The organism is Collinsella sp. CLA-AA-H302, from assembly GCF_040093305.1.
GTDB lineage: Bacteria > Actinomycetota > Coriobacteriia > Coriobacteriales > Coriobacteriaceae > Collinsella.
Genome location: NZ_JBBNJW010000002.1, coordinates 186,565 through 212,873, shown reverse-complemented (window position 1 = coordinate 212,873; position 26,309 = coordinate 186,565). Strand labels below are relative to the sequence as shown.

Genomic DNA, 26,309 nt, shown 5'->3' with positions numbered 1-26,309 from the left:
GCTGAACGCAGCTACTATTCAGCAGTCTCCTCAAGCTCGGAAGTATCGAACTCAAAGTCATTACCGGGCAGGATGGCGTTGAGCACAATGCCCACCAGCGAGCCCACGGCAAGGCCCGAAAGTGAAATCGTCACGCCGCCCAGCTCCAACACGATAGCTCCGGCAGTGCTGTACGCAATGCCGAGTGAAAGCACCAGCACCAGAGCCGCCACCAGCACATTGCGGTTGTTCTGGAAATCAACCTGATTCTCGATAAGGTTGCGAACGCCCACGGCGCTGATCATGCCATAGAGCACGAGCGACACACCGCCGATTACACACGCCGGCATGGCCGCAATGACAGCCGCGAACTTGGGGCAGAACGAAAGCACGATGGCGCAGCACGCGGCAATGCGAATCACGCGCGGGTCAAACACACGCGTCAGGGCAAGCACGCCGGTGTTCTCACCATACGTGGTGTTGGCCGGAGCGCCAAAGAGCGAAGCCAGGATCGTGGCAAGGCCGTCGCCGAGCAGCGTGCGATGCAGGCCAGGATCGGCGATGTAGTTACGCTCGCAAGTGGAGCCGATAGCCGAGATGTCACCGATATGCTCGATCATGGTCGCAAAGGCCAGCGGCATAATGGTGATGATGGCCGTGGTGGCAAGACCGCTATCGAACCGAGGCCCAAAGAGCGCAAACACGGTGTTGTCCCACACGATGGGCAAGCCAACCCAGGGAGCGGCTGCGACGCCAGAGAAGTCGACCTCGCCCAGCGCAGCCGCAACGGCATAGCTCACCACAACGCCCAGCAAAATCGGCACGATCTTGACCATACCGCGACCCCAAATGTTGCAAATCACGATAACGGCAACGGCGACAACGGCAACAAGCCAGTTGGTCTGGCAATTAGCGATGGCAGAGCTTGCCAAGATCAGGCCGATGGAAATGACGATGGGGCCGGTCACCACCGGCGGAAAGAAGCGCATAACGCGCTTGGCGCCAAAAGCGCGGAACAGTGCCGCCAGCACCGGATAGAGCAGACCGGCGCAAGCTACGCCCAGGCAGGCGTAGGGCAAAAGCTCGGCCTCGCCGTTGGGCGCGATGGCGGCATAACCCGCAATAAAGGCAAACGATGATCCCAAAAACGCAGGCACCTTGCCACGCGACAGGAAGTGGAAGAGCAGCGTGCCCAAGCCGGCAAACAAAAGCGTTGCCGAAACCGAGAGACCGGTGAGCACGGGCACCAACACCGTGGCGCCAAACATGGCAAACAGGTGCTGCAGACCGAGCAAAAACATGCGCGGGCGACCGAGCGACGACGCATCGTAGATGGCATCGGCGGCGGCGGGCGTCGAGGATTGGGACATGGATGTCCTTTCGAATGGAAGGGCGATCGGGCATATTGGATAACCTGCCCGAACGATACGATCCGAACCATTGTACGCGATACGCAATGCCTCGCACGCGCCGTCCCCGCAAACGGTACTGCTACTTCCAAACGCGCTCGGCAACGCGCCTAACCAGAGCAACCTTGGCCCACTGCTCGTCCTCGGTCAGCTTGTTGCCAATCTCGCAGCTGGCAAAGCCACACTGGGGCGACAGATACAGGTTCTCGAGCGGCACGTACTTTGCTGCCTCGCGGATACGCTCGACGATAACATCCTCGTTCTCGAGCTCTGCCGCCTTGGTGGTCACCAGGCCCAACACGACCTTCTTGCCGGGTGCAACGTAGCTGAGCGGCTCAAAACCGCCGGCGCGCGGCGTGTCGAACTCCAGGTAGAATGCGTCAACGTCCTCATGTGCAAACAGATACGGAGCAACAGGGTCGTAGCCGCCTTCAATAGCATAGGTAGAGTGGTAGTTGCCGCGGCAAACGTGCGTGTTGATGACCAGATCGTCGGGCTTGCCCGCGATGGCGGCATTGTTGAGCGCCACGCCCAGCTCGCTCACCTTTTGCAGATCGACCGGGCTCATGCCGGTCTTAGCAACAAAGTCGGCATCGCAGTAAATGCCCCAGGTGCAGTCATCAAACTGGATATTGCGGCAACCGGCAGCGTAGAGATCGGCAATCACCGTGCGGTAGGCTGCCGCGATGGCGTCGGCGAGCTCCTCATCGGTCTTATAGACGGCGCGCAGGCTCTCCTGCTGACCATCGCAACGATCGAGCGTGACCTCAGAGAACGTCTGGATCGGCGCCGGGATGGTTTGGCGCGCAACCTGCCCCTCGCCCTCGAGCGCCTTGACAAACTTAAAATGCTCGACGAACGGATGATTCTCGCCGCTGATGGGACCGGTCACCACCGCGGTATCGGCCGTGGTCTCCTCATCGTGGAACATATAGCCCGTACGCGAGGTACGGCGCTCAATGCCGTTGAGGCCCCACATAAAATCGAGGTGCCAGTAGCTGCGGCGGAATTCGCCGTCGGTGATCACCTGCAGGCCAGCAGCCTTTTGCTTGGCCACCAAGTTGCGAATGGCCTCATCCTCGACGGACTTTAGGCCGGCAGCATCGAGCGTGCCCGCGGCGTAGGCGGCGCGTGCGTCCTTTACGGCCTGCGGACGAAGAAAGCTGCCGACGATATCGGCACGAAACGGCGCTTTGAGCTGGGCGGAATTAGTCATACTGATCTCCTTTTTGCGTGGATGCTTTAACGAGACAAAGTATGAGGGCTTAAATAGCCATCGTAAAATATGAGTTATTTTCTGTTTGCCATAGGGAATGACTATACCAATACGCGCCGCTAAGCATCATGCGTACGGCAAACATAACAAACTAGATATGCTGACGGATCGCTTCGATATAGGCCTGCCCGTAGCGCGTAAGTGCCGTGTTCTTGCGCGTGATGATGCCGATCTCCATGTATTCGTCCACATCGAGCGGAATCGAGATAATACCGGGGCCATTGAGTTCATGGCTGATCACGCCCGAACACACCGTATAGCCGTTGAGTCCCATGACAAGGTTGAACAGCGTCGCACGGTCGCGCACACGGATATTCTTGCGGCGCTCAAACGTCGAGGTCAGTTCCTCGGAATAGTAAAACGAGTTGTAGCTGCCCTGCTCGTAGGACAGGAACGGGTAGTCTTCCAAGTCCTCGAGCGTCACACTGGAGCGGGCCGCCAGCGGATGGTCGGCGCATACAAAGACGTGCGGCGCGGCGCAAAAGAGCCCCTCAAACACCAGCTCATTGGCAGTGAGCATACGCTCGATGACCTCACGGTTGTGCTCGGATAAGTACAAGATGCCCAGCTCGCTTTTCATGTGCGCGACATCCTCGATAATCTCGTGGGTCTGCTCCTCGCGCAGGGTAAAGTCGTAGCGTGCGGCATCGAATTCGCGGATCACATCGACAAATGCGTTGACGGCAAAGGAATAGTGCTGGCAGCTCACGCTAAAATGCGGCACCTGCTCGGATGCTCCTTTGTACTTGTCCTCGAGCAGGTCGGCCTGATCGAGCACCTGGCGCGCGTAGCCCAAGAAGGTCTCGCCCTCCTCGGACACAATGACGCCCTTGTTGGTGCGCTCAAAGATGTGCACACCCATCTCGTTTTCGAGATCGCGGATCGACGCGGTAATCGAAGGCTGCGACACAAAGAGCCGGCGCGAGGCCTCGGTGATGCTGCCACATTCGGCAACTTTTACCACGTACCTGAGCTGCTGGAGTTTCATGGCTTTCTCCCTAGACGTTCGTGACGTCGAGACCCGTCGCGTCCACCTGACGCATAAACGACGGCATCTCCCCCGTCGCGGCGCAGGCGGCAATCTGATGCAGAGCCCCGGCAACCGCATCATCTGCCGCAGCGCCGATATGCCAGCGCGCGGCAGCCGTGACGGCCTCGTTGGCATTGGCGACTGCAACGGAATTGGGAACGGCATCGATCATGGGCAAATCGTTATCGGAATCGCCGAATACCGCCACCTCGTCGGGCGTCAGGCCCAAGGCGCGCGCCAACTCCAGTGCAGCGCAGCCCTTGTCCCAACCAGCCGGAAGGATGTCGAACAGGCGCACACGGTTGTTGGGAAACACAAGCGAGAGCTCCGGCACCTCAACGGCAACGCGCTCGCGTAGCTCCACGAGCTCCTCGCGCGAACGGGCACTCCAGATATTCGCTTTGAACACCGGCGTGTCATCGACGACAGGGCGGCACGGGGCCTCTTCGCCTTTGAGCCACGCATTGCCGCCCGACTCCATAGCGCGGCGTACGCGCTCGGAATCGCGCGTCACGCAATAGGCATCGTTGCCCCAAAAGTCATCGCCTAAGCTATAGACCTTCAGATACGTATCGTCGGTTTCTTCTTCCAGATAGGCGGCAAGACGCATGAGCGCATCGTTATCGGTCGCGCGCGAGGCAACCACTTCGCCATCGACAAACATAACCTGGCCGTTGCAGAATGCGCCGGTCGAAAAACACTCGGTACGATTATTGAACATCCAGCCCATCGCGGACGGCTGACGGCCCGAAACCGGGCCAAAGTGCAGACCCGCCGCCTGCATGGCATGAATGCCCTCGATGGCATAGTCGCTGGCGCCGTCATGCCCAGCTGGAATCAGCGTATCGTCCATATCGGTCAGCACAAGCTTGATCATAGACTCCCCCATTCGTCTCAGCCCCATCTATTGTACCGATGCGCTAGTATAGGGAACAACAGATTCGATGCGGGAGTGCCGGCGGTGCAAACCACAAGGCTGAGAGGGCATGGGGCCCAATCCTTTGAACCTGTCAGTTAATGCTGGCGTAGGGAGCATGCCGCCTTTTGAGGGGCGCTGTCTATGCACAGCGCCCCTTTTCTGTGCCAAGGAGGCATGTGCAGTGATCGATTCGGAACAACTCAAGCAAAACGTGGTCAAGGCCGTGGAGGAGATTCGCGCCACCAACCCGATGGCAGGCTCCATCACCAATACGGTGACGATTGACTTTGTCGCCAACGCGCAGCTCGCCGTGGGCGGTTCGGCCGCTATGGTCTATCTTCCCGACGAGGGCGAGGCACTTGTTGCCGGCGGCGGCGCCATTTATCTGAACATGGGAACGCTCTTCCCCATCTACGAGCAGACGATCCCCCGCGCGGCCAAGGCAGCACACGACGCCGGCAAGCCCTGGGTGCTCGATCCGGTGGGCCTGGGCATCGGAAGCCTGCGCACCCAACTGGTAAGCGAACTCAAGCAGTACAAGCCCGCCATCGTGCGCGGCAACGCCTCCGAGATCATTGCGCTCGCCGGCCTGTGGGGTCTTGAGGGCGAGGCGGCCGACCTGAGCCGCGTGCGCGGTGTCGATACCACCGACACGGTCGACGCCGCCCGCGATGCCGCCGTGGCGCTCGCTCGCTACACTGGCGGCGCCGTCGTGGTCTCGGGCGAGGTCGACCTGATTACCGACGGCACGACCGTGGCCAAGTCCCACGGCGGCAGCCCGCTCATGTCCAAGATCACCGGCTGCGGTTGCTCGCAGGGCGGCGTGCTAGCCGTGTACGCCTGCGCTGCCGATCCGTTTACGGCAGCCGTCTGCGGCACCGCCGTCTACAACGTAGCCGGCACGCGTGCCGCCGCTGTCGCCGATGCCCCGGCAAGCTTTAAGGTCGCCTTTATCGACGAGCTCTACCGCGCAACCGCCCAGGACATCGCCGATAACCGACTCGAGCTCGAGGAGGCATAAGCCATGTCCGAGCCCGCAACCAACGCCGGCATGAACACGCTCGTCGCCGTGGCCATCGCCCCGTGTGGCACCGGCGATGAACTGTCCGCCGAGGTCGCTGAGGTCGTGCGCGTCATTCGCGAGAGCGGCCTTCCCAACCGCACCACCTCGATGTTCACCGAGATCGAGGGCGACTGGGACGAGGTCATGCAGGTCGTGCGCGACGCAACCTTTGTGTTAGCGAGCAAGGGCATCCGCACCGAAGTCGTGCTCAAAGCCGATATTCGACCCGGATTTACCGACACCATGACCGGCAAACTCGAGCGCATGGAAGCACAGATCAAGAAACAGGAGGAAGCACGATGAGCATCCGCGACAACCTTGATATCTCGGCCTATCTGGTACTCGGCCCCGAAAACACGCTCGGGCGCCCCGTGGGCGATGTAGTGGCCCAGGCACTCGACGCCGGCTTTACCTGCATCCAGGTGCGCTCCAAGGTGGCAAGTGCCCGCGAGATCATCGCGCTGACCGACGACGCCGCACAGGCTATCGCTCAGGCCGGCAAGACCGGTCAGGTCGCCTTGCTGATTGACGACCGCCTTGACTGCGTGCTCGCCGTGCGCGAGCAGGGCATCGCTGTCGACGGCGTGCACGTGGGTCAGAGCGACATCCCCGTCGAGGTCTGTCGCAAGCTGCTGGGCCCCGATGCCATCGTGGGTCTTTCGGCCCGTTGCGAGGAGATGCTCGAGTACGTCAAGACCGCCGACATGAGCCTGGTCGACTACCTGGGCATCGGCCCGCTCCACGAGACCGAGACCAAGCGCGACTGCGGACGCGCGGCCGACGGCTCCATCATCACCAAAAGCTTTAAGGACCTGGCAGCCCTCCATGCGGCAAGCCCCGTGCCCATCGTGGTGGGCGGCGGCGTTAAGACAGCCGACTTGCCGCAGCTCAAGGCCACCGGCGTCGACGGCTTTTTCGTGGTGAGCGCCGTCTGCAGTGCCGACGACCCCCACGCCGCAGCCAAGGAGCTCGTCGACACCTGGCAGCAGGCATAGACATAGGCCGAGCAGCTGCTCCGCGGCCTCATATCTTCAGCAACGGAAAGCGCATCCCAGTTTGGACGTCCATTCTGGGATGCGCTTTCCGCATGCGGCCCTTACCCCGCTAGGTAGGCCTCCAGCGCGGGCAACGTCGCCTCCGCATCGTGGCGACCGATCTGGTAGATGCGCTCGAGCTCATCCGGTTCGCGACACAGCGACGGCACCTTCACCGATTCGCTCGGCCGCACCACAAAGATCTCGCCGGCAGCCTCGCGACGTGCCAGGTCATCGAGCGTGGCATTGTAGACCTCATGCCGATGCTCAAGCGCCGCAACAAACGCCGGGTAGTGACGAAACACGCGACGCAGCATGGGCATCACGCTATTGGGCTGCTTTACAAAGCCCGCCGGCTGCGTCAGCACCACCACGTTGCGGTCATACCCCTGTGCAAACAGCCAAGCGCTGGGAATGGAATCAGCCACGCCGCCATCCAGGTACTTACGCCCCTCAATGGCGACGGGACGCGTCGCCACAGGAATCGCCGACGACGCCCGGATCCACTCGATATCGCGCTCGTCGCCATACGGCAGATCGTGATAGACGGCCTTGCCCGTCTCGATATCGGTACACACGCACGTAAACCGCATGGGGCAGGCACGATATGTCTCCAGGTCGATGGGATCGCGCTCGACGGGCACCTCGTGATAGGCAAAATCGGCATTGAACATGTCCCCTGTTCGCAACCAGCTCGTTACACTCGCATAGCGCTTGTCGGCGCAATAGGCCTTGTTGTAGCGAATGGCACGGCCGATCTGGCGCGATTTAAAGTTGTAGCCAAATGCCGCGCCCGCCGAGACACCCACCATATGGTCGCAAGTTAAGCCGCGCTCCATCCATACGTCGAGCACGCCCGCCGTATACATCCCGCGGTAGCCGCCTCCCTCGAGCGCGAGCCCCACCGTGCGCGTCGTATCTGGCTGCGTCATGCGATCATCCCCGTTTCTGCGTTTTTAAACGGGACAAGTATACCCGTCAACATATATCGTCTCAGTCGCATTTTCATCGAACATCGCATCGTCGTGTTACCGCTTGGCAAATAATTGTCACCCATAGTATGGGCACCCCTATATAGTTTTGTACTGTTGTTTATACTACTCAGCAGTTATCAACAGCGAACATTAGCCGGCAAAGTAACCCAACAACGCAGCAAGGCGGAGGCCTGGATACACGCAATACGCTGAGCAACGACGCGTGTACACAACGAGCTCGCCCGACGCAATCCGCCCCGACCTCAGAAAGCCGCTTAGAACATGGATACTGTCAGCAATTACACCGAAACGCTCGAAAAGACCATCCGTGACCTTCTCGAGCGTCAGGATGATCTGATTAGGACCGCCTTTACCGACCAGCTTACCGGACTTGGCAACCGCGGCGGCTTTGCCCGTTCCCTCGAGGAGCTCTGGGAGCAGGACATCCCCGTTACCATGGCGTTCATCGATATCGACAATCTCAAGCACTGCAACGACGTCTTTGGGCATGACGAGGGCAACCGCTACATCTTGCAGGTAAGCCTTTATCTCAAACTGTATATGAAAGTGGACGAGGCGGCGTTTCGCATAGGCGGCGACGAGTTTGCCATCCTATCTACGATTGCGACCGAGGACGACCTCGCCGAACGTCTGGAACACTGCCGAACGGTCCTGCTCAAGAACAACGATTCCGAGATGCCTCATTCGTTTAGCTACGGAGTGGCACACGCCGACCCCGCCCTGGGCGAAGCCTCCAATCGCATGACACTCGATGCCGACCATCGCATGTACGACTACAAGCTGCGCCATGCCATGCACCTTGATCGACGCAATATCGTGCAAGTCCACGCCGACGACTTCGAAATAAGCGACCGCGTTTTCGATGCCTTTTCGATGCTCAACGAAGGCCGTTATTGCTTTATCGAGAACTTGGACAAGCATCGCACCCTTTGGTCACAAGGCGCCTTGCGCGATCTCGGTCTTCCTTCCGAGCATATCGACAACTGCCACGATTACTGGAAAACGCGTGTCCATCCCGATGACCTTGAGGCCTATACCAGCGATATCGACCAAATCTACAACGGCTCCAAACACCGCCGCGTCATGCAGTACCGCATGCGCAATGCCGCGGGCGACTACGTCCTTTGCCGCGCTCGCGGGTTTCGTATCGACGGCGACGGAAATACCCCCTCGCTCTATGTCGGCGAGCTCGTCAACCATTCGCTTGCCGAAACCGTCGACGCCGCTACGGGCCTCGGAACGCAGCGTATGCTGATCAACGCTATCGATGCCTGCCGTCGCGACCGTTGCGAGACGGGGCTTATAGCGGTCCGCGTTCGCGGCACGGCAAAGCTCAACGAGCTCTATGGTGCCGAGGCTGTCGACAACATGCTCGCCGAATACGCAGGCCGCATGTTGTCGATCACCCGCGGCAGGAGTCGCGTCTTCCGCTCACGAAACGCCCAGTTCGTCGTGCTTAGCAACGAGTTGGGCCACGAGGCATTCGAGCAACTGACCCATCATCTTAAAGAAGCCGTTTTCGCTCCTGTTCAAATCGCGGGCGATACCATTACCCCCGTCTGCCTCGTCGTTCCGGCCTTTTACGAGCGCTTAATCAATCAAGCGACCGCCGTTTTAGGCGAGCTCGACCGTCGTCTTCGTGCGGCCGGCGGGCTTGTTCCCAACGACAGCCTCCCCATACCTGAGATTGAGCGCAAAAGCGCCGTCGCCGAACGCATCGATACGCTCACGGGCCTCTATCGACCCAGCGAGTTTATGCGGCGTGCCAACGCATTTCTGAGGACAGGGCGCGACGGCGCTTGGTGTATCACTACCGTCGACATGGGACACATGCGGCTGTTCAACGAATGGCACGGACAGGCCGAGGGCGACCGCATGCTCGCCGATGTGGGCACGGTCCTCAAGGACATCGAGAATGCCGACATGGGCGTCGCAGGGTACTGGGGCCAAGATGACTTTTGCGTACTCATCCCCTTTGAGCACGACACCGTCCATAAAATCTATAACCGCGTTCGCGAGGCCGTGGCCAAGCATGATAACGGCGTAGGTTTCTGGCCGTCCATGGGTGTCTACCCCATCGACTCCAACGAGGAAATCACCATCGATGCACAGGCCAAGGCCATGTTTACCAATCGGCGCGCGAAAAACGACTTTAAGGATCGCATTGCCGTCTTTCGCCCCGAGGAATACAAGCGCGAGGTTGCGTTTCACCGCACCCTCACCGAGTTCCAGTATGCGCTCTCAAACGACCGCATCACCTACTACCTGCAGCCACTGGTTGATATGGAAACCGGCGAGATCATTGGCGCCGAGGCGCTCACACGCTGGATCGACAAAGATGGATCGTTAATTCCGCCCGCGTCCTTTATCCCGGCGCTCGAGGAAAGCGGCTTTGTGGTGACGCTCGACAAGTACATTTGGCAGGGTGTCGCCTCGTGGCTGCGCAAGCGCATCGATCGAGGACTTCGCGTGGTTCCGGTCTCGCTTAATGTGTCGCGCGTGGATATCCTTGCCTGCGACGTTGCCGAACATATGGGGGCGCTCGCCGCCCAATACAACCTACCGCCCGAGCTCATGCGTATCGAGATCACCGAGACGGCTTATACGGGGGAGTCCGAAGCCGTGGACAAACTGACAGCCGACCTGCACACCCGCGGCTTCTCGACCTATATGGACGATTTTGGCACCGGCCAGTCCACGCTCGCGATGCTCAAGAACGTCAACGTCGACGTCATCAAGCTCGATCGCACGTTTGTGCCCGATAACGGCGATGAGGGCCGCAGCGTGCAAATCATCTCATCAATGCTCGAGATGGCGCAGTCACTCCATCTGCCCGTTGTGATCGAAGGCGTCGAGACGGACAAGCAGGCAAACATGCTGCGCCACATGGGCGCCCGCTACGCTCAGGGCTTCCTCTACTACCGTCCCATGCCGGCGGAGGATTTTGAGGCATTGCTCGATGGTGGCAACGACAACTGATACGCTCGCGCGCAAAACGCCACCGCCGAGGGAGCGTTTGTTCCCATGAGCTAACTAATACCCCAATCTAAACCGAATTGGGAGTAAGATACAAACCATTGTTCCATCCAAGGAGGTCATCCATCATGAACGAGTCGTATCGCCTGGGCGAGCAATTAATCATCGCTCATCTTCAGCGACTTGCAAACGGGGCCTCAACCGCCGAGCTCGATGTTGCCGCGCTGCCCCCGGAGTTGCGTGCCATCGGCGAGCAACTGCAAAAAACGCTCGCCATCCTGCAACAAGAACGCGAGCTGCTTGAGCACGGCGCCTATATCGACTCGCTCACCAATCTTGGCAACCGTGGCGGACTCGACCGCCATGTCGATCAGCTCTGGCGCAAAGGCACCCCCTTCACCTGTGCCTATATCGATATCGACCGCCTTAAGCATTGCAACGATAAGTTTGGCCACGCCGAGGGCAATCGCTACATTCTGAGCATCTGCCGCGCACTCACCGAGACAATGGAGCCCGATGAGTTGCTGTTCCGTATCGGTGGAGACGAATTTGTACTTATATCCCCCACGACAGACGAAGCCGAGCTCGAGCAGCGCCTGGAGCGGACGCGTGCCAATCTTATCGAGGCAACATCAGGCGACAAGGCACCCATGATCGCCAGCTTTAGCTTTGGCTGCTCGCGCGTCGACCCGCTTGCGGGCGATACGCGTCGCCAGATGACAAAGGACGCCGACCGCAAAATGTATCGCTACAAGCTCATGTACCGTGTGCAACAACCGGAAGAAGGCGATGCGCCGCAACGCCCGATCACCGAACAACCCCCCCCCTGCAACGACCGAGTGTTCCAAGCGATCTCCATGAGCTCCGAGACACGCTATCCGTTCATCATTAACCTCGACACCGGCGAATCGCAATGGTCGGTTAATGCCGTGCGCGATTTTGACCTACCCTCCCAGCATCCCTACAACTCGCTCGATATATGGCTTGCCCGTGTTCACCCCGAGGACCGCGACAACGTACGTGCCGAGCTCGATATGGTGGTAAACGGCACGTGGCACTTCCACTGCATGCAGTATCGCGTCATGAATACCGCCGGAAAATACGCGCTTTGCGACTGCACGGGTTACCGCCTGGACGGCACCGATACCGAGCCCAACATGTATGTGGGCATTGTCACCAACCGAAGCTTGGCAGATACGACCGATTCCGTGACCGGTCTGGGCGATATCCACGCCCTGGTCAACGCAATTGGCGAGATGCGTCGCGTGGCACGAAACGCGGGCTTGGTCGCCATTAAAATCGACGACATCGCCAAGGTCAATGCCCGCTTTGGTTTTGATGCAGGCGACCGCGTTTTGGCAGAAAGCGCCGCCTGCCTCATGGATTGCTCGCGCGGCAAGGGTCGTCTGTTCCGCTCGACCGGGCCGATGTTCGTGGCGCTCTTTGACGAGCTCGATCCCGAAGAGACCGATGCGGTCGCAGACGAAATCGAGCGGTTCTTGGGATCGCCCGTGCTCTTGGGCTCATTTGAATATCAGCCGCCCCTTCGCGTGGCCACGCTTCATCTGAACACCGTCGACCGACAGCCTGTTTCCATTCTGAACGAGCTCAATGCGCTGATTAGAGAGGCGCCACAGGTACCGGGCACCAAGCTGGACTAGCGTTATGGGGCGCATGATGGTTAATTTCCGATCTCAACCGAACACATTGGGCAAATAGGTCGTACCCGCAGTTAGCCGAACGTCCCCGCAGTCCCTCCCGGGGCCCGGGGGCACCGTTTCGATACTCTTGGTTTACTTTGCCTGATGCAAATAAGTGCTCAACAAGATAGAACCTATCCCCCGCCACGGATATTCCCTCGAGTAAATCTGTTAAGCCAAGCCTATCAAATTCTATTGACAATTGGCTGCATTGGTCCATTTTGTCGTCCAGCCACTTCCGCTGGCTATCGCCTCATAAACACAAACCTAACGAGCCGCACGAACGACAAAGAGGCCAAGCTGAACAGAAGTAGAACCAAAACTTCAAAAACGCTGGTATTCCAATCGCGTACCCAGCCCTCTACCGCCCACAAGAAAAACAGCAGCCCCATCCATAACGTCACAGAAGAAATCAGCTTTGCGTAAGGGCGTATATCAATGTCGCTCTCCCTTTTTGTGACATCATATCCAGCAATTGAGCAGAGCCATCTTCCTCTTCGGTATTGGATTGAAAGGACAATCAAGGCAATCGAAGTCATCAAGCAAACAGCATCCTCTGTTTCCATAGAGTTTCCTTTGCTTTCCATCCCAGTTACGCATTCACAATCGAATCAAACCAAGTATGAATTACTCGATAGCAACCGCCTTAGTATAAACCATAGCCGCCGCAGCAGCCCGCCTTCCAAGGCCTCAAGGCTCGCCATCGAGGGCGACCCGCCCAGACCCCTTACAATCTGCTCGCACGAGGCCCCGCACTCCAACATCCTCTGGACCGTATCCCGCTCGTACCTGGTGAGCGAGCCTGCCGTGGGCCCTCGGGGCCGGCATCGCGCCCCACGCCATCTGCCCGCTCGTGCGATAATCCTCCGCAGAAGTCACCGACAACAGAGGGAGTTTGTGATGAAGGTTCTTTTGGTCAATGGCAGCCCCAAGGCAAACGGCAACACCGCCACGGCACTCGCCGAGGTCGCCGAGCAACTCAACGCCGAGGGCATCGATACCGAGGTGTTCCAACTGGGCGCCAAGCCCGTTCGCGATTGCATCGGTTGCGGCCAGTGCGGCAAGTTCGATTGCCGTTGCACCTTTGACGACGACGTGGCGAACGAGCTGATTGCCGCCGCCGAGCAGGCAGACGGCTTTGTCTTTGGCTCGCCCGTCTACTATGCGCACCCCAGCGGACGCATCCTCTCGGCCCTCGACCGCGCATTCTATGCCGGCAGCAAGGCCTTTGCGCACAAGCCGGGCGCCGCTGTGGCCGTTGCCCGCCGCGGCGGCACGTCGACCACCTTCGACGTGCTCAACAAGTACTTCACCATCAACCAGATGCCCGTCGTTGCATCTACCTACTGGAACAACGTCTTTGGCGCCATGCCGGGTGAGGCCGCCCAGGACGCCGAGGGTCTGGCCACCATGCGCAACATCGGCAAGAACATGGCCTGGCTTCTGCATTGTATCGAAGCAGGCCAGGCCGCCGGCATCGAAGCCCCCGAGGCCGATCGCGCCAGGACCAACTTTATTCGATAAGTCCAGCGGTGGTCACCTCGATGTTCTATCAATGTCAGCGAAAAGCCAGCTGATGAGGCAAGGTGCCTTGAAAGAGGAGGGCGCTGGGCTTTTGCCCGCGCCCGACGATTGAAAGGCAGATTGCCCATCAGATGGCTTTGCAGCGTCGAGGTGACCGCCGTTCGTTAGAACGGCGGAACAAATAATATGAATATTCAGATCTTTGGCACCAAAAAGTCTTTCGATACCAAGAAGGCCCAGCGTTATTTTAAGGAGCGTCGCATTAAGGTGCAGTTTATTGACCTTAAGGAAAAGGAGATGAGCAAAGGCGAGCTCACGAGCGTAATGCAGGCGGTCGGCGGCATCGACAAGCTGCTCAACCCCAAGGCCAAGGACGAGGAGACGCTCGCGCTCATCCAGCACCTCACCCCTAGCCAGCGCTTCGACAAGTTGCTCGAAAACCAGCAGGTTCTGGCCGAGCCCATCGTGCGCAACGGCAAAAAGGCCACCGTCGGTTATTGCCCCGATGTATGGGGAGCCTGGGAGTAGCCTGTGTTATTTGCCGGCGCGTGGGTATAAGAGCAGGCGTTTGGCATAAGATTCAACTGTAAGCCATGTCTAACAAAGGAGGGCACATGCCCAACAAACCCGTGAAGATCATCATGCTTACCGGATACCTCGGTGCCGGCAAGACCACGCTGCTCAACCACATCCTCGCTAACGACGGCGGCATCCGCGCCGCTGTGATCGTCAACGATATCGGCGAGATCAACGTCGACGCCAGCCTCATCGCCGACGGCGGCCTTTCCGAGACCGACGACCTCATCCCGCTCACCAACGGCTGCATCTGCTGCACGCTTTCGGACGATCTTGCCAACCAGCTGCAGGGCATCGCCGATTCGGGCAACTTCGATTACATCATCATCGAGGCCTCGGGTATCTGCGAGCCTATCCCCATCGCCTACACCATCTCGAGCTTCTGCGACGAGGCCAAGGTGGGCGGCGAGCCCAAGCTCGCGCTCGACAACATCGTGGCCGTGGTCGACTGCGCCCGCATGTACGACGAGTTCAACGGCGGTCGCGACCTGCTGGCTGAGGATATCGACGAGGACGACATCGAGAGTCTGCTCATCCAGCAGATCGAGTTCTGCTCCACGCTGATCCTCAACAAGACCGACACCGTGACGCCTGAGCAGATCGCCGAGCTGAAGGCCATCGTACGCAGCCTGCAGAAGGACGCCGTGATCGTCGAGGCCCAAAACGGCGAGGTCCCCATGGAGGAACTGCTCGATACCGACCGCTTCGACTTTATGCGCGCCTACAACTCCGCCGCTTGGATCGAGGCCATGGAGCATCCCGAGGAGCACGACGACCCCGAGGTGCTCGAATACGACATCGAGACCTTTGTGTACTCGCGCCGCAAGCCGTTCGACCTGCAGAAGTTCACCGATTTTGTTGAGCAGGAGTGGCCCGACGAGGTCATCCGCGTCAAGGGCCCGCTGTGGCAGACCGGTGATCCGGACATGTGCTACATGTTTGAGCAGGCCGGCCACCAGATGCGCCTGATGGAGAACGGTCTGTTCGTCGATTCCGCACCCGAGGGCGAGAAGCAGAAGATCATCAACGAGAACCCCGAGATCATGCAGATTTGGGACGACGAGACGGGCGACCGTATGACGAGCCTGTGCATCATCGGCCGTCACATGGACAAGGATGCGCTCATCGCCTCCCTCGATGCCTGCCTGACCGACTGGCACCGCGCCTAGGTTTATCCAAGCGGGCATTTTTTCGCCCACGTAACCGCCAAACCACCACGAAGGTGCCCTTCGTGGTGGTTTTTCGTTCTGAGCCAAGGAGATTCATGTTCAACATTGTGCTGTATGCGCCCGAGATCCCGGCCAATACGGGCAATATCGGCCGCACCTGCGTGGTTACCGGCACCCGCCTGCATCTGGTGGAGCCGCTGGGCTTTTCGCTCGACGACAAGACGGTGCGTCGCGCCGGCCTGGGCTATTGGCAAAACTTGGACGTAACGACCTATGCCGGCTGGGAGGATTTTCTTGCGCGCAACGGCCTCTCCCCCGCCGACGAGCGCCTGCATCTGCTGACCAAAAAGGCACGCCGCACCTATGCGCAAAGCACCTACCGCGATGGCGACTACTTGGTCTTTGGCAGCGAGAGCTCGGGCATTCCCGAGCCACTGCTTGCCGCGGCGCCCGAGCGCTGCGAGCGCATCCCCATGCTGCGCGATTGCGACTCACTCGATAACGCCGAGGATTGGGAAGCCCACGAGGAATCGCTGGGGCATACCGAGGACAGCCACGAAGCCATCCTTCAGCAGGATATCTGCGGCAACTTCGTCGACCCGGACGACTACCGCATCAGCGCACTCAACCTCTCCAACAGCGCCGCCATCGTCCTCTACGAGGCTCTGCGCCGAACAGGCTTTCCGGGAATGTGACAAAGGGACACTCTCGTTGTCATATCGGACAATTGTCACATTGACACCCTTCAAACGAAATCAGAGATGCCCGCTATCGCAACGTAAGGCATCGCGATAGCGGGCATTCAGCTGAATCAGCAATTTGATTTCAAAGGTAGATATTAATCTTCGAATTCGACATTGACCCTTACGTCTGGACCACAGAACGTCGACACCTGCTTTTTCACCAGTTTTACTGCACGTTCATCAGATTTTTCCAGCATGCCACTTTCTTGAACCTTTTGCCTCTGGTCCTTATCAGCCTGCTGAAGCAATTTATTTAAATCGTCCGTACTGACCTGATTCCAATTAAGAAAACCATTGTCCTCAACGTACTTTTTAAGCGAGTTCGGATCCGTTGACAACGTCACGATCTCAGAATGCGGAAGCGTAACATTAACAGATTTTATTACCGACTCGTTGTTTTTCGAACGATGGACTTTGACCTTCAGGTTCTCATCGTCTACGTTCAGGCCGATATCCGCCTTGCCATCGATGGTCGCTACATATCGCTTAGTAGTAAATGGGTTGTTAAAACCAAACGGATTCCCTGCATCGTCAATATATAGAACCTGAGTAAAATCGTATTCGTAGGTAAGCAACTTCGTTACCGGCTTAATTTCTTCCCGAATCGAATCATCGCTTATAACGGTCTGATCGCGCGTCAACCACAGGTACACGCAGCCGCCGCAAGCTGCAATCAAGCCTAACGCCAATAGGGCGACAATTATCTTCTGGCCAATTGTTTTAAACGGATTGGAAACGCTCATTTAGTCCTTGTCCTCCAGTTGTCCTCAGGGTAATTACGAACTCAATTCATTTATATTGGGTTTTGATGTCAACCAATTCAGAAAGGGAGGACTTAAATCCAACATAATATAAATACACATTCATACGTTAATTTAATACCTATTCTGCTGCACGTAACTTTAGAAAGATTGGGGCACAGACCATAGGCCGGCACCCCAATCCATACATAGGCATCATAACGCGTTGATCATTCGATCATATGCCCACGTTAATCAACTGAAACGCTGACGTCCATCCGCTGATCTCGGTCGCTATATCCGATCATCAGTTCCCGTCCCTTTTTATCCTTTGCGCAAAAACTGCTGTCATACGAGTATTCGATGTCCTTGTATCCCTTTTTCTTGCAAGCTTTGATGTATTTGTCGTACCCATCATGATCGATGCCAAATGCGACAAACGAAAGGCAGTCTTTTTCGTCTAACGACGTATAAACGATAGGGCAGTCAGGCTTCGGCAAGGATTTTGCAAGGGCTTTTGTTGGCCAGTCATACGCCTTGACACCGCCCTTTGATGAAGTCGTATAGGTTTTCGACTTGAAACTATAGTACTCGAGATATATCTTTCCATCGCCGCCTAGATAGGCAATAGTCGCCACTGAAGGCTCCATCAGGTCATATTGATTCTGCTGGGCATTGGCGACATAGTCGCCATGGGTAATGCACGGAACGCTATCAACCGATTCTCGCTTCTCGACGATTCGCTGGCTATCCGCCGTCATTTTCAGCGTTGAATAATCGTGCGCAGCCTCTTCCTCATCAAAAACGTCAGTAAACAGAAGTTTCTGTTCGTCAGTCAACTCCCCTTCCGGCTCAAACTGAATAGTGAACTGAGCAATATCGAAGCTCGATTTATTGTCATATTCAAATGTCATCATCTCGACGCCATCAACAACGCCTTCTGAGACACTCCAGTTTAGTTGATCGATTTTTACTGAATCCTTCTTACCTGGCTTTGGCTTCTTTCCACTTTTCTTAGTCGCTGCAAATGCGCATGTCGGACTCCAGCCGCGACCCGTAATTCCGAGTGGTAGAGAAATGCCGATTAGCGCCGCCGCGCTAAAAGCCAGAACTGCCGTAAATAACTTTTTCTTCATTACATATCCCTTGGTAGTCGTTTAACCTCCCCCTCGTCAAATAGCAGACGAATTGGCGACGCGGTGGCACTATTTGATTCAAGGGCGTGAACTGGATAAACATCGAGGGAAGGAGTGGGCCCTGTGCAATAAACTCCCCTCGTCAAAATGTCTAGCTAAAGAGGACGGGCAGACGGCGAACGGTCATATCCGTTCGCGTCCGCCCGTCTCCAACGATCAAACGTCGATGCGCTAACGTTCAAAAGCATTGCGGCCTCTTGCCTCGTAACCTCACCTCCTTCGAATGATTTGATGACATCGCGGTAGCTATCCGGACGTTCGAGCGTCGGTCTCCCAAATCTCACACCCCGCAGACGCGCCGACGCGATACCCTCCGCCTGGCGCTGCTTTATGTTTTCGCGCTCCACCTGAGCCACGTAGCTCAAAACCTGAAGCACTAGATCGGCAATAAAAGTCCCCGTAATTCCATTGGGTTGTTCGCGTGTATCAAGCAATGGCATATCGAGCACCACGATGGCAACGCGTTTGTCCGTCGTTAGGCGACGCCATTCATCGAGAACTTCACGGTAGTCACGACCCAATCGATCGATACTCTTAATCACCAGAACGTCCCCCTCGCGCAGACGACGAAGAAGACGCCGGTACTGAGGACGCCTGAAGTCCTTTCCACTCGCTTTGTCAGCATAGATCAAATTCGTTTGGACCGGAAACCGCTCCAGCGCGTCCAGTTGGCGATCCAGGTTCTGATCTGCTGACGAAACTCGAGCATACCCATAGATTCTGTTTTTCATGATTGCCCCTATCAGCCGCACGATGGCAGCTTCAGCTCATCTGAGAGCCCACTCACAATAGGGCGTGCAAATTTCGCGAATGGGTTGAACCCATTTTCGGGCTCCAACGTAAGCTATTCAAGCGCCGCTTCGATAACGCACGACGCCAACCTTATGCTTTGAAAAGAAATTAATCGTTTTTAATTAAGATTAACTATAATAAAATGAAATTAACCCAAGACGCTAAAGGAGGGCATTGTGGAATATCTCGAGAACCCGTTTACCCCTAGCTTTGGCGAGGTTCCTGCCCATCTCGCTGGCAGACAACAAATTATTCGGGATTTGGACCGTGCCTTCTTGAGCCAGCGCAGACGCCCAGAATTGACCTCGATCTTCTCAGGCGCGCGTGGAACCGGCAAAACTGCTCTCATGTCGTCGCTCGCGACAAGGGCGGAATCCCACGGCTGGATAGCCGTAAAGACGACCGCGCTCCCGGGAATGCTTGAGGAAATCGAGTTCGGGACGAAACGCGCCGCAGCTCATCTCATCGACTCGTCCAGCCACTTCGAAGTCACCGGTCTCGGAATTGCACCGCTCGGCAGCATCGAGGTCGATCACGTTCACGATGCCTCAACCTGGCGTTATCGCATGAGTGACATCATCGACCAGCTCAACGAGGCGGGCACCGGTCTGCTCGTCACGGTTGACGAGGTGGACCCGACACTCGACGAGATGATTCAGCTCGCAGCGACGTATCAGCACTTTGTGACCGATGGGAAACGCGTCGCGCTGCTCATGGCGGGACTTCCCAACAACGTATCGACGCTACTGAACCACAAGACGGTCTCGTTCCTTCGTCGCGCCCAACAATATCATCTGGGTCGCATTGCCGACTATGACGTACGCGAGGCCTTGATTCGCACAATCCAGGAAAACGATCGCCTGGCAGATGTTGAGGGAATCGATAGGGCCGTTCGCTCGATCTCTGGTTTTCCCTTCCTATTGCAACTCGTAGGCTACCGTGCTTGGGATCTCACAAGCGATTCGAAGGAAATCTCGTCACGCGACTTTGACCTGGGAATCAAAATCGCGCGCGACGAGATGGACGACCGAATCCTCGCGGCAACCTATCGGGAACTCACCGCAGAGGACAAGCGATTCCTTATCGCCATGCTCGATGACGAGGAAGAGTCCACCACCGCTGACCTTGTCGAGCGCCTTAAGCGTTCGCCGCAGCAGGTCTCCCGCTACCGACGCCGCATGATAGATGCCGGCATCATCGGGGAACGAGGACGAGGGCTCGTCGCATTTGAATTGCCATTCTTCCGCGACTATCTCGCGGCTCAATGCGTGAAATAGAAGTCGATGCGACAAAGGGGTGCCCCTTTGTCGCATCGCCTATAGATAACAACCGGTAATGCTCTTGGAGCAAGCAGCGATATCCGCCGGCGTGCCGGCGCAGACGATTTGCCCGCCCGCGTCGCCACCGCCCGGGCCCATGTCGATCACATAATCGGCGTTACGGATAAGGTCGAGATCGTGCTCGATCACGATAACCGTGGCGCCCTTGGCAACAAGGCCGTCAAACACGTTCAACAGCACCTGAACATCGAGCGGATGCAGGCCGATCGTGGGTTCGTCGAACACGAATACAGCATCATCCTGCACGCGGCCCATCTCGCTCGCAAGCTTAAGACGCTGTGCCTCGCCGCCCGAAAGCGCCGGCGTGGGCTCACCAAGTGTGAGATAACCCAGACCCAGGTCATGCAAGGTCTGCAAGCGCGCCTGAACCTTCTTGAGTCCCACCGTGGCATCGAGGGCCTCGTCTACACTCATGTCCATAAGCTGCGGCAACGTAAGCAGACTGCCATCCTTGCCCTCGCGATGGATATGCGAGGCGGCCTCGGCGTAGCGCGAACCACGGCATGCCGGGCAGACAATCTCGACATCAGGCAAAAACTGCACGTCGAGCGATATGGAACCCGTGCCATCGCATGTGGGGCAGCGAAGGGCACCAGTGTTGTAGCTAAATGCGCCCGCTTTGTAGCCGGCTGCCTTGGCCTCGGGCGTGCGGGCGAAGGCGCGACGCAGCTCATCATGGATGTCGGCATAAGTCGCCACCGTCGAGCGCACGTTGGCGCCGATGGGCGTGGCGTCAATCAGGTTGGCGCGGGCAATGCCTTCGGCATCGACCCAACGCACGTGGCTTGGCAGGCGCTCGCCGGCTGCCTGAACCTTGAGTGCCGGAATGAGCGTCTCGAGCACCAACGTCGTCTTACCCGAACCCGAAACGCCCGTCACCGCGACAAGGCGGCCGCGCGGGATATCGACTTCGAGCGGTTTGACGGTATGGATGGCATCGGTCGCCATGCGGATATGGCCCTGGTCGAACATTTCCTCGTCAGTCACCTGCGGACGCAAGCGCTTGGACTCCGAGCGCAAAAACGGCGCGATGCGGCTGCCCTGCGCTTGCTCGACCTCATCCACCGTACCAGCTGCGATCACATTGCCGCCGCCCGCTCCCGCAACGGGGCCCATCTCGACCAGATAATCGGCTTCCGCCAGCACGCGCGTGTCGTGATCGACGACAACCACGGTGTTGCCGTCATCCACCAGATCGCGCATCACACCTACCAGGCCGTCAACGTTCGCGGGATGCAAGCCAATCGAGGGCTCGTCCAGCACATAGAGCACGCCCGTCGATCGGTTGCGCACCACGCGGGCGAGTTGCACGCGCTGGCGCTCACCCGTGGAGAGCGTAGCGCCTGCGCGATCGAGCGAAAGGTAATCGAGACCCAGGTCGACCAGACGACGGGCCGTGCTTAAAAATGATTCGCAGATATCCGTCGCCATAGGCTGCATCTCGGTCGGCAAGGATGCGGGCACCCCGCGCACCCACTCAATCGCCTCGCCCAATGTCATGGCCGCCGCCTGTGCCAGATTGATACCGCGCACCTGGGGCTGGCGCGCAGCCTCGGAGAGACGCGTGCCGCCACAGTCACGGCATGACCCCTCGCGCAAAAAGCGCGCAACGCGTTTGAGGCCCTTGTCGTCCTTAACCTTGGCGAGCGCATTCTCGACGGTATAGAAGGCGTTGTAATAGGTAAAGTCGAGCGGCGTGGCGCCCTCGCCGTTTTTGGGAACGTAGAGAATGTGCTTCTTAACCGCCGGGCCATGGAACACGATATCGCGCTCGGCGGGCGTGAGCTGGTTAAACGGCACATCGGTGCGCACACCCATCTCGCCGGCCACCTGCTTCATTAAGTCCCACATGAGCGTGCCCCAGGGAAGCACCGCGCCTTCGTTGATGGTCTTTGACTCGTCGGGCACCAGGCTCGCCTCGTCCACCTCGCGCACGACACCGGTGCCGCCGCAGGTAGGGCACGCACCACCGCTGTTAAAGGCAAGGTCCTCGGCACTCGGCGCGTAGAACTCGCGGCCGCATGCGGGGCACGTGAGCGACAGGCCTGCGGCCACGTTAAGGCTCGGCTCCACGCGCGCACCGCAACGTGGGCACACGTGATGGGCGCAACGGCTAAAGAGCAGACGCAGGCTATTGTTGAGCTCGGTCATGGTACCAAAGGTCGAGCGCACGCCTGGCACACTGGGACGCTGATGCAACGCGAGTGCCGCCGGTACGTGCAATACCTCGTCCACCTGGGCGTGCTCGGCCTGCGTCAGGCGACGTCGAGTATAGGTGCTGAGCGCCTCCAGGTAACGGCGCGAGCCCTCGGCATAAAGAACTCCCAGCGCCAGCGAACTCTTGCCCGAGCCCGACACGCCGGCAATACCCACGAGCTTTCCCAGCGGAATATCGATATCGATGTCCTTGAGGTTGTGTACACGCGCGCCACGCACCTCGATAGCCTGCGGGCTCATCTTCTGTTCCGTCACTTTTATCACCCTACTCATGCCATAAAATGCGTTCGCGGATGTACTCGCCCAGCATGGGCACGGCAAACCGGACGAGGCCGTATCCGGCGGCCTCGATGACGCGCTCGCGAATCAGGCTTGCGCGATATTTACTCGCCCAGCTCTGAGTGCGATCGCAGCGCTCAATGATATCCGCCATGCGCGTCAGTTTGCCCTCGTCAGTAGCCATGGCCTCGATAAAAAGGCGCTGTGGACTGCGCAGCCCGTAATACAGGGGCGCATCGACCGCTTCGTAGAACTCGGAGACGGCATCCGCATGGCCATCCTCGACATCGCGCCTTTCAATGACCTGCGAGTTGCGCCGGACAGCAGAGCGCCACATGTAATATCCCACCAGCTGAACCATATAGGGATGCCCCATACTCTTGCGCGCCACAAGGTCCGCCGTTTCCGCGTCAACGTAAAGACCAGCGTCTTTAACCGTCTGGATATATGAATCGCGCACCTTGGGCAAAGATATTGCCCCCAGCGTACGCTGCTGGGCACGCCGCAAAAACGTCACGCTCGGCTCTTCGAGCAGGTCGTCAACCATACTGGGCAAGCCAGCGAACACCAGCGCAAGACCGCGCTGGTCGCTATCGGACAAGCCCGTGGCATCCTGATCTCCGAGCACCTGCTGATAGAGAACGGCAAGAGCCGCCAGCTCCTCGATAGACGCAGATTGCGCCTCGTCAATCGCAAACAGTATGCCCTTTCCCGGCTCGAGCCTCTTGAGGCGCTCGTTGACCAGCCCTCGCAACGTCTCGCCCTTTGCTCGCGCCGCCTCGACCGACATCCGGCCAAACGACGGACCGAATTCCATTGACGTCACAACGGGTTTATTCGAGCGAAGCGCGTCGGCCAGGCGGTCGCATAAGCCAAGCGAAGCGGAATCGGAGACAACCGCCCATCCGCGCTCATTGGCTAAACGCTGCAGCTCCCGCAGGAGAACCGTTTTGCCACAGCCGCGGTTTCCCGTAATGAGCATGAGCCTGCCCGGCGCTCCGGCGCCGTTGTCGAGCCCTTCCTCAAAATCTTCGATGACCGACTCGCGACCGATGAGCATCGGAGGGCGCTTGCCAGCCGTTGGCTTAAAGGGATTTGGATTCATGTCGGCCTCCTCGGATTGGCAAACGCTGGTAATAGTTATACCAACTTGTACCGAGTTATACCAACTGAATGTGACAAAGGGGCTATCCCTATGTCACATGTGGGCGAAAAACTCGGCGTCTGCTGCTCGCCAGGGGCGGAAGGTGGCGGGATCGACCTTTACGTGCGCCGCGGTGGGTACGTCGTACCATTTGACCGTGTAGCCGGCGCCGTGAGCGCAAAAGACCGAATCGGGCGTGTTGGGCAGATCGGCCTCGGGCTCGTAGGCGGCCGCCTCGATGACACGCTCGGCATCATGGCAAGCCGCATAACCGGCGAACTCCAGGTACAGATGTCCGCGGCCGCTCGTGTAGGCAGCCACCTCCAGCGCATAATCCTGCACCTCGGATGCCGGCACGCGACCCACGAGTTTTGCCCGGTCGCCCGCCATTGCCGGCGGCTCGTACTCGGCGCCCATGCGCGTGGCATCCGAGAGAGCCCTGCCCACGCACTCCCCCGGCACCTCGAGCTCAAAGTGGTACCACGGCTCCAACAGCACGGCTGCGCCGGCCTCGCGCGCCTGCATCAAACCCTGGCGAATCGCGCGGTACGTGGCCTGGCGAAAATCGCCGCCCTCGGTGTGTTTGGCATGCGCGCGGCCGCCCGTGAGCGTAATGCGCACATCGGTGATAGGCGAGCCGGTCAGCACGCCCAGGTGGTCGCGCTCCATGGCGTTGGTGAGTGCCAGACGCTGCCAGTTAAGATCGAGCTCGTCGGTCGAGGTCACGGTGCCAAACTGCACGCCCGAACCTGCTGGCAACGGCTCCAGGCGCAGATGCACCTCGGCATAGTGGCGCAGCGGCTCAAAGTGGCCCACGCCCTCGACCGGCTGCGAGATAGTCTCCTTATAGAGAATGCCGCCGGGCTCAAACTCGACCGCAAGGCCAAAACGATCGGCCAGCACGCGCTGCACGACCTCGAGCTGCACGGCGCCCATCAACTGCAGGTGAATCTGCTCAAGATGCGTATTCCAGCTTACGCCGAGCATGGGATCTTCGTCCGCCAACTCAGTCAATGCTTTGAACACCGAATGGACGTCGTGTTCGCCCGGCAGCACCGTATAGGTGAGGACCGGCGCAATGACGGGCGCATCGCACGCGGGCTCCGCGCCCAAGGCATCCCCCGGGCGAACGTGCGCAAGACCCGTCACGGCACAAATACCGCCCGCGGCAACTTCTTGGGCAAGCTCGTACTTCTCGCCGTTATAGATGCGCACCTGGTCGACTTTCTGCCCCCACACCTCGGCACCGGAGCGTCCGTCGATCATCTGCTTTGCATGCAGCGTGCCGCCGGTCACTTTAACCCAAGTCAAGCGCTCGCCGCGAACACCTCGGCTGATACGATAGACACGCGCGGCGAACTCCGGGGGCCACGCCCGCTCACGCATCAGCGCGCATATGCCATCCAGCAGCTCGTCAACGCCTTGGTCCTTGAGTGCCGAGCCAGCAAAGCAGGGAAAGAGCTTGCGCTCGGCAACCATGCGCGACAGCGTTGCGGCGGAAAGCCCGCCCGCCTCAAGAAACTCCTCGAGCGCCGCTTCGTCCAACGCAGCAGCGTCCTCCTGAACAGCACCGCCCGCCAGCAGTTCGTTAGCATCCAGGCAGCCCTCGGAAAGACGCTGCCCAAGCTGCGCCAGCAAAGCATCGAGACCGGGATGCTCCAAATCGATCTTGTTGATAAAGATGAACGTCGGAATGTCATAGCGTGCAAGCAGGCGCCACAGGGTTTCGGTGTGCCCCTGCACGCCGTCGTTGGCGCCTACAACCAAAATCGCGTAGTCGAGCGCGCGCAACGTGCGCTCCGCCTCGGCCGAAAAATCCACGTGACCGGGGGCATCAACGAGCATAACGTGGGTTTCGCCGTGGTCGAGCACAGCCTGCGACGAGAAGATCGTGATGCCGCGCTCGCGCTCAATCGCGTCGGTGTCCAGGTGCGAGTCGCCATCGTCCACATGGCCGCGCTTGCGAATGCGGCCCGCACAGAACAGCATGGCCTCGGCCAGCGTGGTCTTGCCGGCATCGACGTGTGCCAAGATTCCAACGACCGCTTGCTTCGACATGGCTCTCCTCTTATTGCTGTCCCATCGCACGCGGCAACGGACATTCTCGTTCCACACTGGATGATACAATTAACGAGCCGGTGGGCGAAGCGGGCCCTATCCCCCGACCAAGCTCATCGCCCCGCGTTGCCGCGCGGCGATTTTCGTAGG

Annotated in this window: 22 protein-coding genes and 1 riboswitch; of the genes, 10 read left to right on the top strand and 12 right to left on the bottom strand. The window is 58.6% G+C overall.

Features of this window, described 5'->3' with window-relative positions; translation table 11 throughout:
• Window positions 1-14: 14 nt before the first annotated feature.
• The 4 genes from AAAV21_RS02220 to AAAV21_RS02205 all read right to left on the bottom strand — a co-directional run bounded on the left by AAAV21_RS02220 (window position 15) and on the right by AAAV21_RS02205 (window position 4,571).
• Window positions 15-1,349 carry a uracil-xanthine permease family protein gene (locus AAAV21_RS02220; RefSeq protein WP_349107160.1) on the bottom strand — a complete coding sequence of 445 codons (1,335 nt, stop codon included), beginning with the start codon at window positions 1,347-1,349 and terminating at the stop codon, window positions 15-17.
• A gap of 121 nt (window positions 1,350-1,470) precedes the next feature.
• Window positions 1,471-2,604 carry a 5-methyltetrahydropteroyltriglutamate--homocysteine S-methyltransferase gene (locus AAAV21_RS02215; RefSeq protein ID WP_349107159.1) on the bottom strand — a complete coding sequence of 378 codons (1,134 nt, stop codon included), beginning with the start codon at window positions 2,602-2,604 and terminating at the stop codon, window positions 1,471-1,473.
• Between the two features lie 151 nt (window positions 2,605-2,755).
• Entirely contained in the window at window positions 2,756-3,652 is an 897-nt protein-coding gene (locus tag AAAV21_RS02210; protein ID WP_349107157.1) for a LysR family transcriptional regulator, read from the bottom strand.
• Window positions 3,653-3,662: 10 nt separating this feature from the next.
• Window positions 3,663-4,571 carry an HAD family hydrolase gene (locus AAAV21_RS02205; RefSeq protein WP_349107155.1) on the bottom strand — a complete coding sequence of 303 codons (909 nt, stop codon included), beginning with the start codon at window positions 4,569-4,571 and terminating at the stop codon, window positions 3,663-3,665.
• Between the two features lie 61 nt (window positions 4,572-4,632).
• Window positions 4,633-4,743: riboswitch (TPP riboswitch) on the top strand.
• Between the two features lie 51 nt (window positions 4,744-4,794).
• On the opposite strand from AAAV21_RS02205, the gene thiM reads away from it, so the two are divergent.
• The 3 genes from thiM to AAAV21_RS02190 are packed head-to-tail and all read left to right on the top strand — an operon-like array spanning window position 4,795 to window position 6,671.
• Window positions 4,795-5,634, top strand: coding sequence for a hydroxyethylthiazole kinase (thiM, locus tag AAAV21_RS02200; RefSeq protein WP_349107153.1), 840 nt, complete (start codon window positions 4,795-4,797; stop codon window positions 5,632-5,634).
• Window positions 5,635-5,637: 3 nt separating this feature from the next.
• Window positions 5,638-5,979, top strand: a complete 342-nt coding sequence (locus AAAV21_RS02195) for a thiamine-binding protein (protein ID WP_225093307.1) — start codon at window positions 5,638-5,640, stop codon at window positions 5,977-5,979.
• Window positions 5,976-6,671 carry a thiamine phosphate synthase gene (locus AAAV21_RS02190; RefSeq protein WP_349107151.1) on the top strand — a complete coding sequence of 232 codons (696 nt, stop codon included), beginning with the start codon at window positions 5,976-5,978 and terminating at the stop codon, window positions 6,669-6,671. Before AAAV21_RS02195 ends, AAAV21_RS02190 begins: the two co-directional genes overlap by 4 nt.
• 101 nt (window positions 6,672-6,772) lie before the next feature.
• Here the strand turns inward: AAAV21_RS02190 and AAAV21_RS02185 are convergent, their stop codons facing one another.
• Window positions 6,773-7,642, bottom strand: coding sequence for a patatin family protein (locus tag AAAV21_RS02185; protein WP_349107149.1), 870 nt, complete (start codon window positions 7,640-7,642; stop codon window positions 6,773-6,775).
• A 324-nt stretch (window positions 7,643-7,966) separates the two neighbouring features.
• Here AAAV21_RS02185 and AAAV21_RS02180 point away from each other — a divergent pair, with 324 nt between their 5' ends.
• Window positions 7,967-10,684 (top strand): EAL domain-containing protein, encoded by a 2,718-nt coding sequence (locus AAAV21_RS02180; RefSeq protein WP_349107147.1) that lies wholly within the window; start codon window positions 7,967-7,969, stop codon window positions 10,682-10,684.
• Between the two features lie 125 nt (window positions 10,685-10,809).
• On the top strand, window positions 10,810-12,342 hold the full coding sequence (locus AAAV21_RS02175; protein ID WP_349107144.1) for a diguanylate cyclase: 1,533 nt from the start codon (window positions 10,810-10,812) through the stop codon (window positions 12,340-12,342).
• Window positions 12,343-12,626: 284 nt separating this feature from the next.
• Here AAAV21_RS02175 and AAAV21_RS02170 read toward each other — a convergent pair whose 3' ends face one another.
• Entirely contained in the window at window positions 12,627-12,947 is a 321-nt protein-coding gene (locus tag AAAV21_RS02170) for a hypothetical protein (protein WP_117563547.1), read from the bottom strand.
• Window positions 12,948-13,281: 334 nt separating this feature from the next.
• Between AAAV21_RS02170 and AAAV21_RS02165 the strand changes: the two genes are divergently transcribed.
• The 4 genes from AAAV21_RS02165 (at window position 13,282) to AAAV21_RS02150 (ending at window position 16,345) form a co-directional block, all read left to right on the top strand.
• A complete protein-coding gene (locus AAAV21_RS02165) occupies window positions 13,282-13,905 on the top strand; it encodes a flavodoxin family protein (protein ID WP_349107142.1) in 624 nt (207 codons plus the stop codon).
• Window positions 13,906-14,091: 186 nt separating this feature from the next.
• The gene (locus AAAV21_RS02160; RefSeq protein WP_022093957.1) at window positions 14,092-14,433 is read left to right on the top strand and encodes an ArsC/Spx/MgsR family protein; all 342 of its coding nucleotides are present in this window, start codon (window positions 14,092-14,094) and stop codon (window positions 14,431-14,433) included.
• A gap of 86 nt (window positions 14,434-14,519) precedes the next feature.
• The gene (locus AAAV21_RS02155; protein WP_349107140.1) at window positions 14,520-15,650 is read left to right on the top strand and encodes a GTP-binding protein; all 1,131 of its coding nucleotides are present in this window, start codon (window positions 14,520-14,522) and stop codon (window positions 15,648-15,650) included.
• Between the two features lie 95 nt (window positions 15,651-15,745).
• Entirely contained in the window at window positions 15,746-16,345 is a 600-nt protein-coding gene (locus AAAV21_RS02150; RefSeq protein WP_349107138.1) for a tRNA (cytidine(34)-2'-O)-methyltransferase, read from the top strand.
• 143 nt (window positions 16,346-16,488) lie between these two features.
• Here the strand turns inward: AAAV21_RS02150 and AAAV21_RS02145 are convergent, their stop codons facing one another.
• From AAAV21_RS02145 to AAAV21_RS02135, 3 genes are all read right to left on the bottom strand, one after another.
• On the bottom strand, window positions 16,489-17,136 hold the full coding sequence (locus AAAV21_RS02145; protein WP_118267933.1) for a DUF4230 domain-containing protein: 648 nt from the start codon (window positions 17,134-17,136) through the stop codon (window positions 16,489-16,491).
• Window positions 17,137-17,384: 248 nt separating this feature from the next.
• Window positions 17,385-18,269 (bottom strand): DUF6591 domain-containing protein, encoded by an 885-nt coding sequence (locus AAAV21_RS02140; RefSeq protein ID WP_349107136.1) that lies wholly within the window; start codon window positions 18,267-18,269, stop codon window positions 17,385-17,387.
• Between the two features lie 155 nt (window positions 18,270-18,424).
• The gene (locus AAAV21_RS02135; protein ID WP_349107134.1) at window positions 18,425-19,060 is read right to left on the bottom strand and encodes a recombinase family protein; all 636 of its coding nucleotides are present in this window, start codon (window positions 19,058-19,060) and stop codon (window positions 18,425-18,427) included.
• 237 nt (window positions 19,061-19,297) lie between these two features.
• Here AAAV21_RS02135 and AAAV21_RS02130 point away from each other — a divergent pair, with 237 nt between their 5' ends.
• On the top strand, window positions 19,298-20,398 hold the full coding sequence (locus AAAV21_RS02130; protein WP_349107132.1) for an AAA family ATPase: 1,101 nt from the start codon (window positions 19,298-19,300) through the stop codon (window positions 20,396-20,398).
• A gap of 39 nt (window positions 20,399-20,437) precedes the next feature.
• Here AAAV21_RS02130 and AAAV21_RS02125 read toward each other — a convergent pair whose 3' ends face one another.
• The 3 genes from AAAV21_RS02125 to AAAV21_RS02115 form a co-directional block, all read right to left on the bottom strand.
• Window positions 20,438-22,933, bottom strand: a complete 2,496-nt coding sequence (locus tag AAAV21_RS02125) for an excinuclease ABC subunit UvrA (RefSeq protein WP_349107130.1) — start codon at window positions 22,931-22,933, stop codon at window positions 20,438-20,440.
• Between the two features lie 10 nt (window positions 22,934-22,943).
• Window positions 22,944-24,062 (bottom strand): ATP-binding protein, encoded by a 1,119-nt coding sequence (locus AAAV21_RS02120; RefSeq protein WP_349107128.1) that lies wholly within the window; start codon window positions 24,060-24,062, stop codon window positions 22,944-22,946.
• Between the two features lie 93 nt (window positions 24,063-24,155).
• Window positions 24,156-26,159, bottom strand: a complete 2,004-nt coding sequence (locus AAAV21_RS02115) for a translation factor GTPase family protein (protein ID WP_349107126.1) — start codon at window positions 26,157-26,159, stop codon at window positions 24,156-24,158.
• Window positions 26,160-26,309: the final 150 nt, after the last annotated feature.

Bases quoted from the DNA above. Each gene is read 5' to 3' on its own strand.
- AAAV21_RS02150 (WP_349107138.1), top strand. From the start codon at position 15,746: ATGTTCAACATTGTGCTGTATGCGCCCGAGATCCCGGCCAATACGGGC.
- AAAV21_RS02170 (WP_117563547.1), bottom strand. From the start codon at position 12,947: ATGGAAACAGAGGATGCTGTTTGCTTGATGACTTCGATTGCCTTGATT.
- AAAV21_RS02215 (WP_349107159.1), bottom strand. From the start codon at position 2,604: ATGACTAATTCCGCCCAGCTCAAAGCGCCGTTTCGTGCCGATATCGTC.
- AAAV21_RS02145 (WP_118267933.1), bottom strand. From the start codon at position 17,136: ATGAGCGTTTCCAATCCGTTTAAAACAATTGGCCAGAAGATAATTGTC.
- AAAV21_RS02175 (WP_349107144.1), top strand. From the start codon at position 10,810: ATGAACGAGTCGTATCGCCTGGGCGAGCAATTAATCATCGCTCATCTT.
- AAAV21_RS02210 (WP_349107157.1), bottom strand. From the start codon at position 3,652: ATGAAACTCCAGCAGCTCAGGTACGTGGTAAAAGTTGCCGAATGTGGC.
- AAAV21_RS02140 (WP_349107136.1), bottom strand. From the start codon at position 18,269: ATGAAGAAAAAGTTATTTACGGCAGTTCTGGCTTTTAGCGCGGCGGCG.
- AAAV21_RS02220 (WP_349107160.1), bottom strand. From the start codon at position 1,349: ATGTCCCAATCCTCGACGCCCGCCGCCGCCGATGCCATCTACGATGCG.
- AAAV21_RS02135 (WP_349107134.1), bottom strand. From the start codon at position 19,060: ATGAAAAACAGAATCTATGGGTATGCTCGAGTTTCGTCAGCAGATCAG.
- AAAV21_RS02190 (WP_349107151.1), top strand. From the start codon at position 5,976: ATGAGCATCCGCGACAACCTTGATATCTCGGCCTATCTGGTACTCGGC.
- AAAV21_RS02185 (WP_349107149.1), bottom strand. From the start codon at position 7,642: ATGACGCAGCCAGATACGACGCGCACGGTGGGGCTCGCGCTCGAGGGA.
- AAAV21_RS02195 (WP_225093307.1), top strand. From the start codon at position 5,638: ATGTCCGAGCCCGCAACCAACGCCGGCATGAACACGCTCGTCGCCGTG.
- AAAV21_RS02165 (WP_349107142.1), top strand. From the start codon at position 13,282: ATGAAGGTTCTTTTGGTCAATGGCAGCCCCAAGGCAAACGGCAACACC.
- AAAV21_RS02115 (WP_349107126.1), bottom strand. From the start codon at position 26,159: ATGTCGAAGCAAGCGGTCGTTGGAATCTTGGCACACGTCGATGCCGGC.
- AAAV21_RS02180 (WP_349107147.1), top strand. From the start codon at position 7,967: ATGGATACTGTCAGCAATTACACCGAAACGCTCGAAAAGACCATCCGT.
- AAAV21_RS02160 (WP_022093957.1), top strand. From the start codon at position 14,092: ATGAATATTCAGATCTTTGGCACCAAAAAGTCTTTCGATACCAAGAAG.
- AAAV21_RS02120 (WP_349107128.1), bottom strand. From the start codon at position 24,062: ATGAATCCAAATCCCTTTAAGCCAACGGCTGGCAAGCGCCCTCCGATG.
- AAAV21_RS02205 (WP_349107155.1), bottom strand. From the start codon at position 4,571: ATGATCAAGCTTGTGCTGACCGATATGGACGATACGCTGATTCCAGCT.
- AAAV21_RS02155 (WP_349107140.1), top strand. From the start codon at position 14,520: ATGCCCAACAAACCCGTGAAGATCATCATGCTTACCGGATACCTCGGT.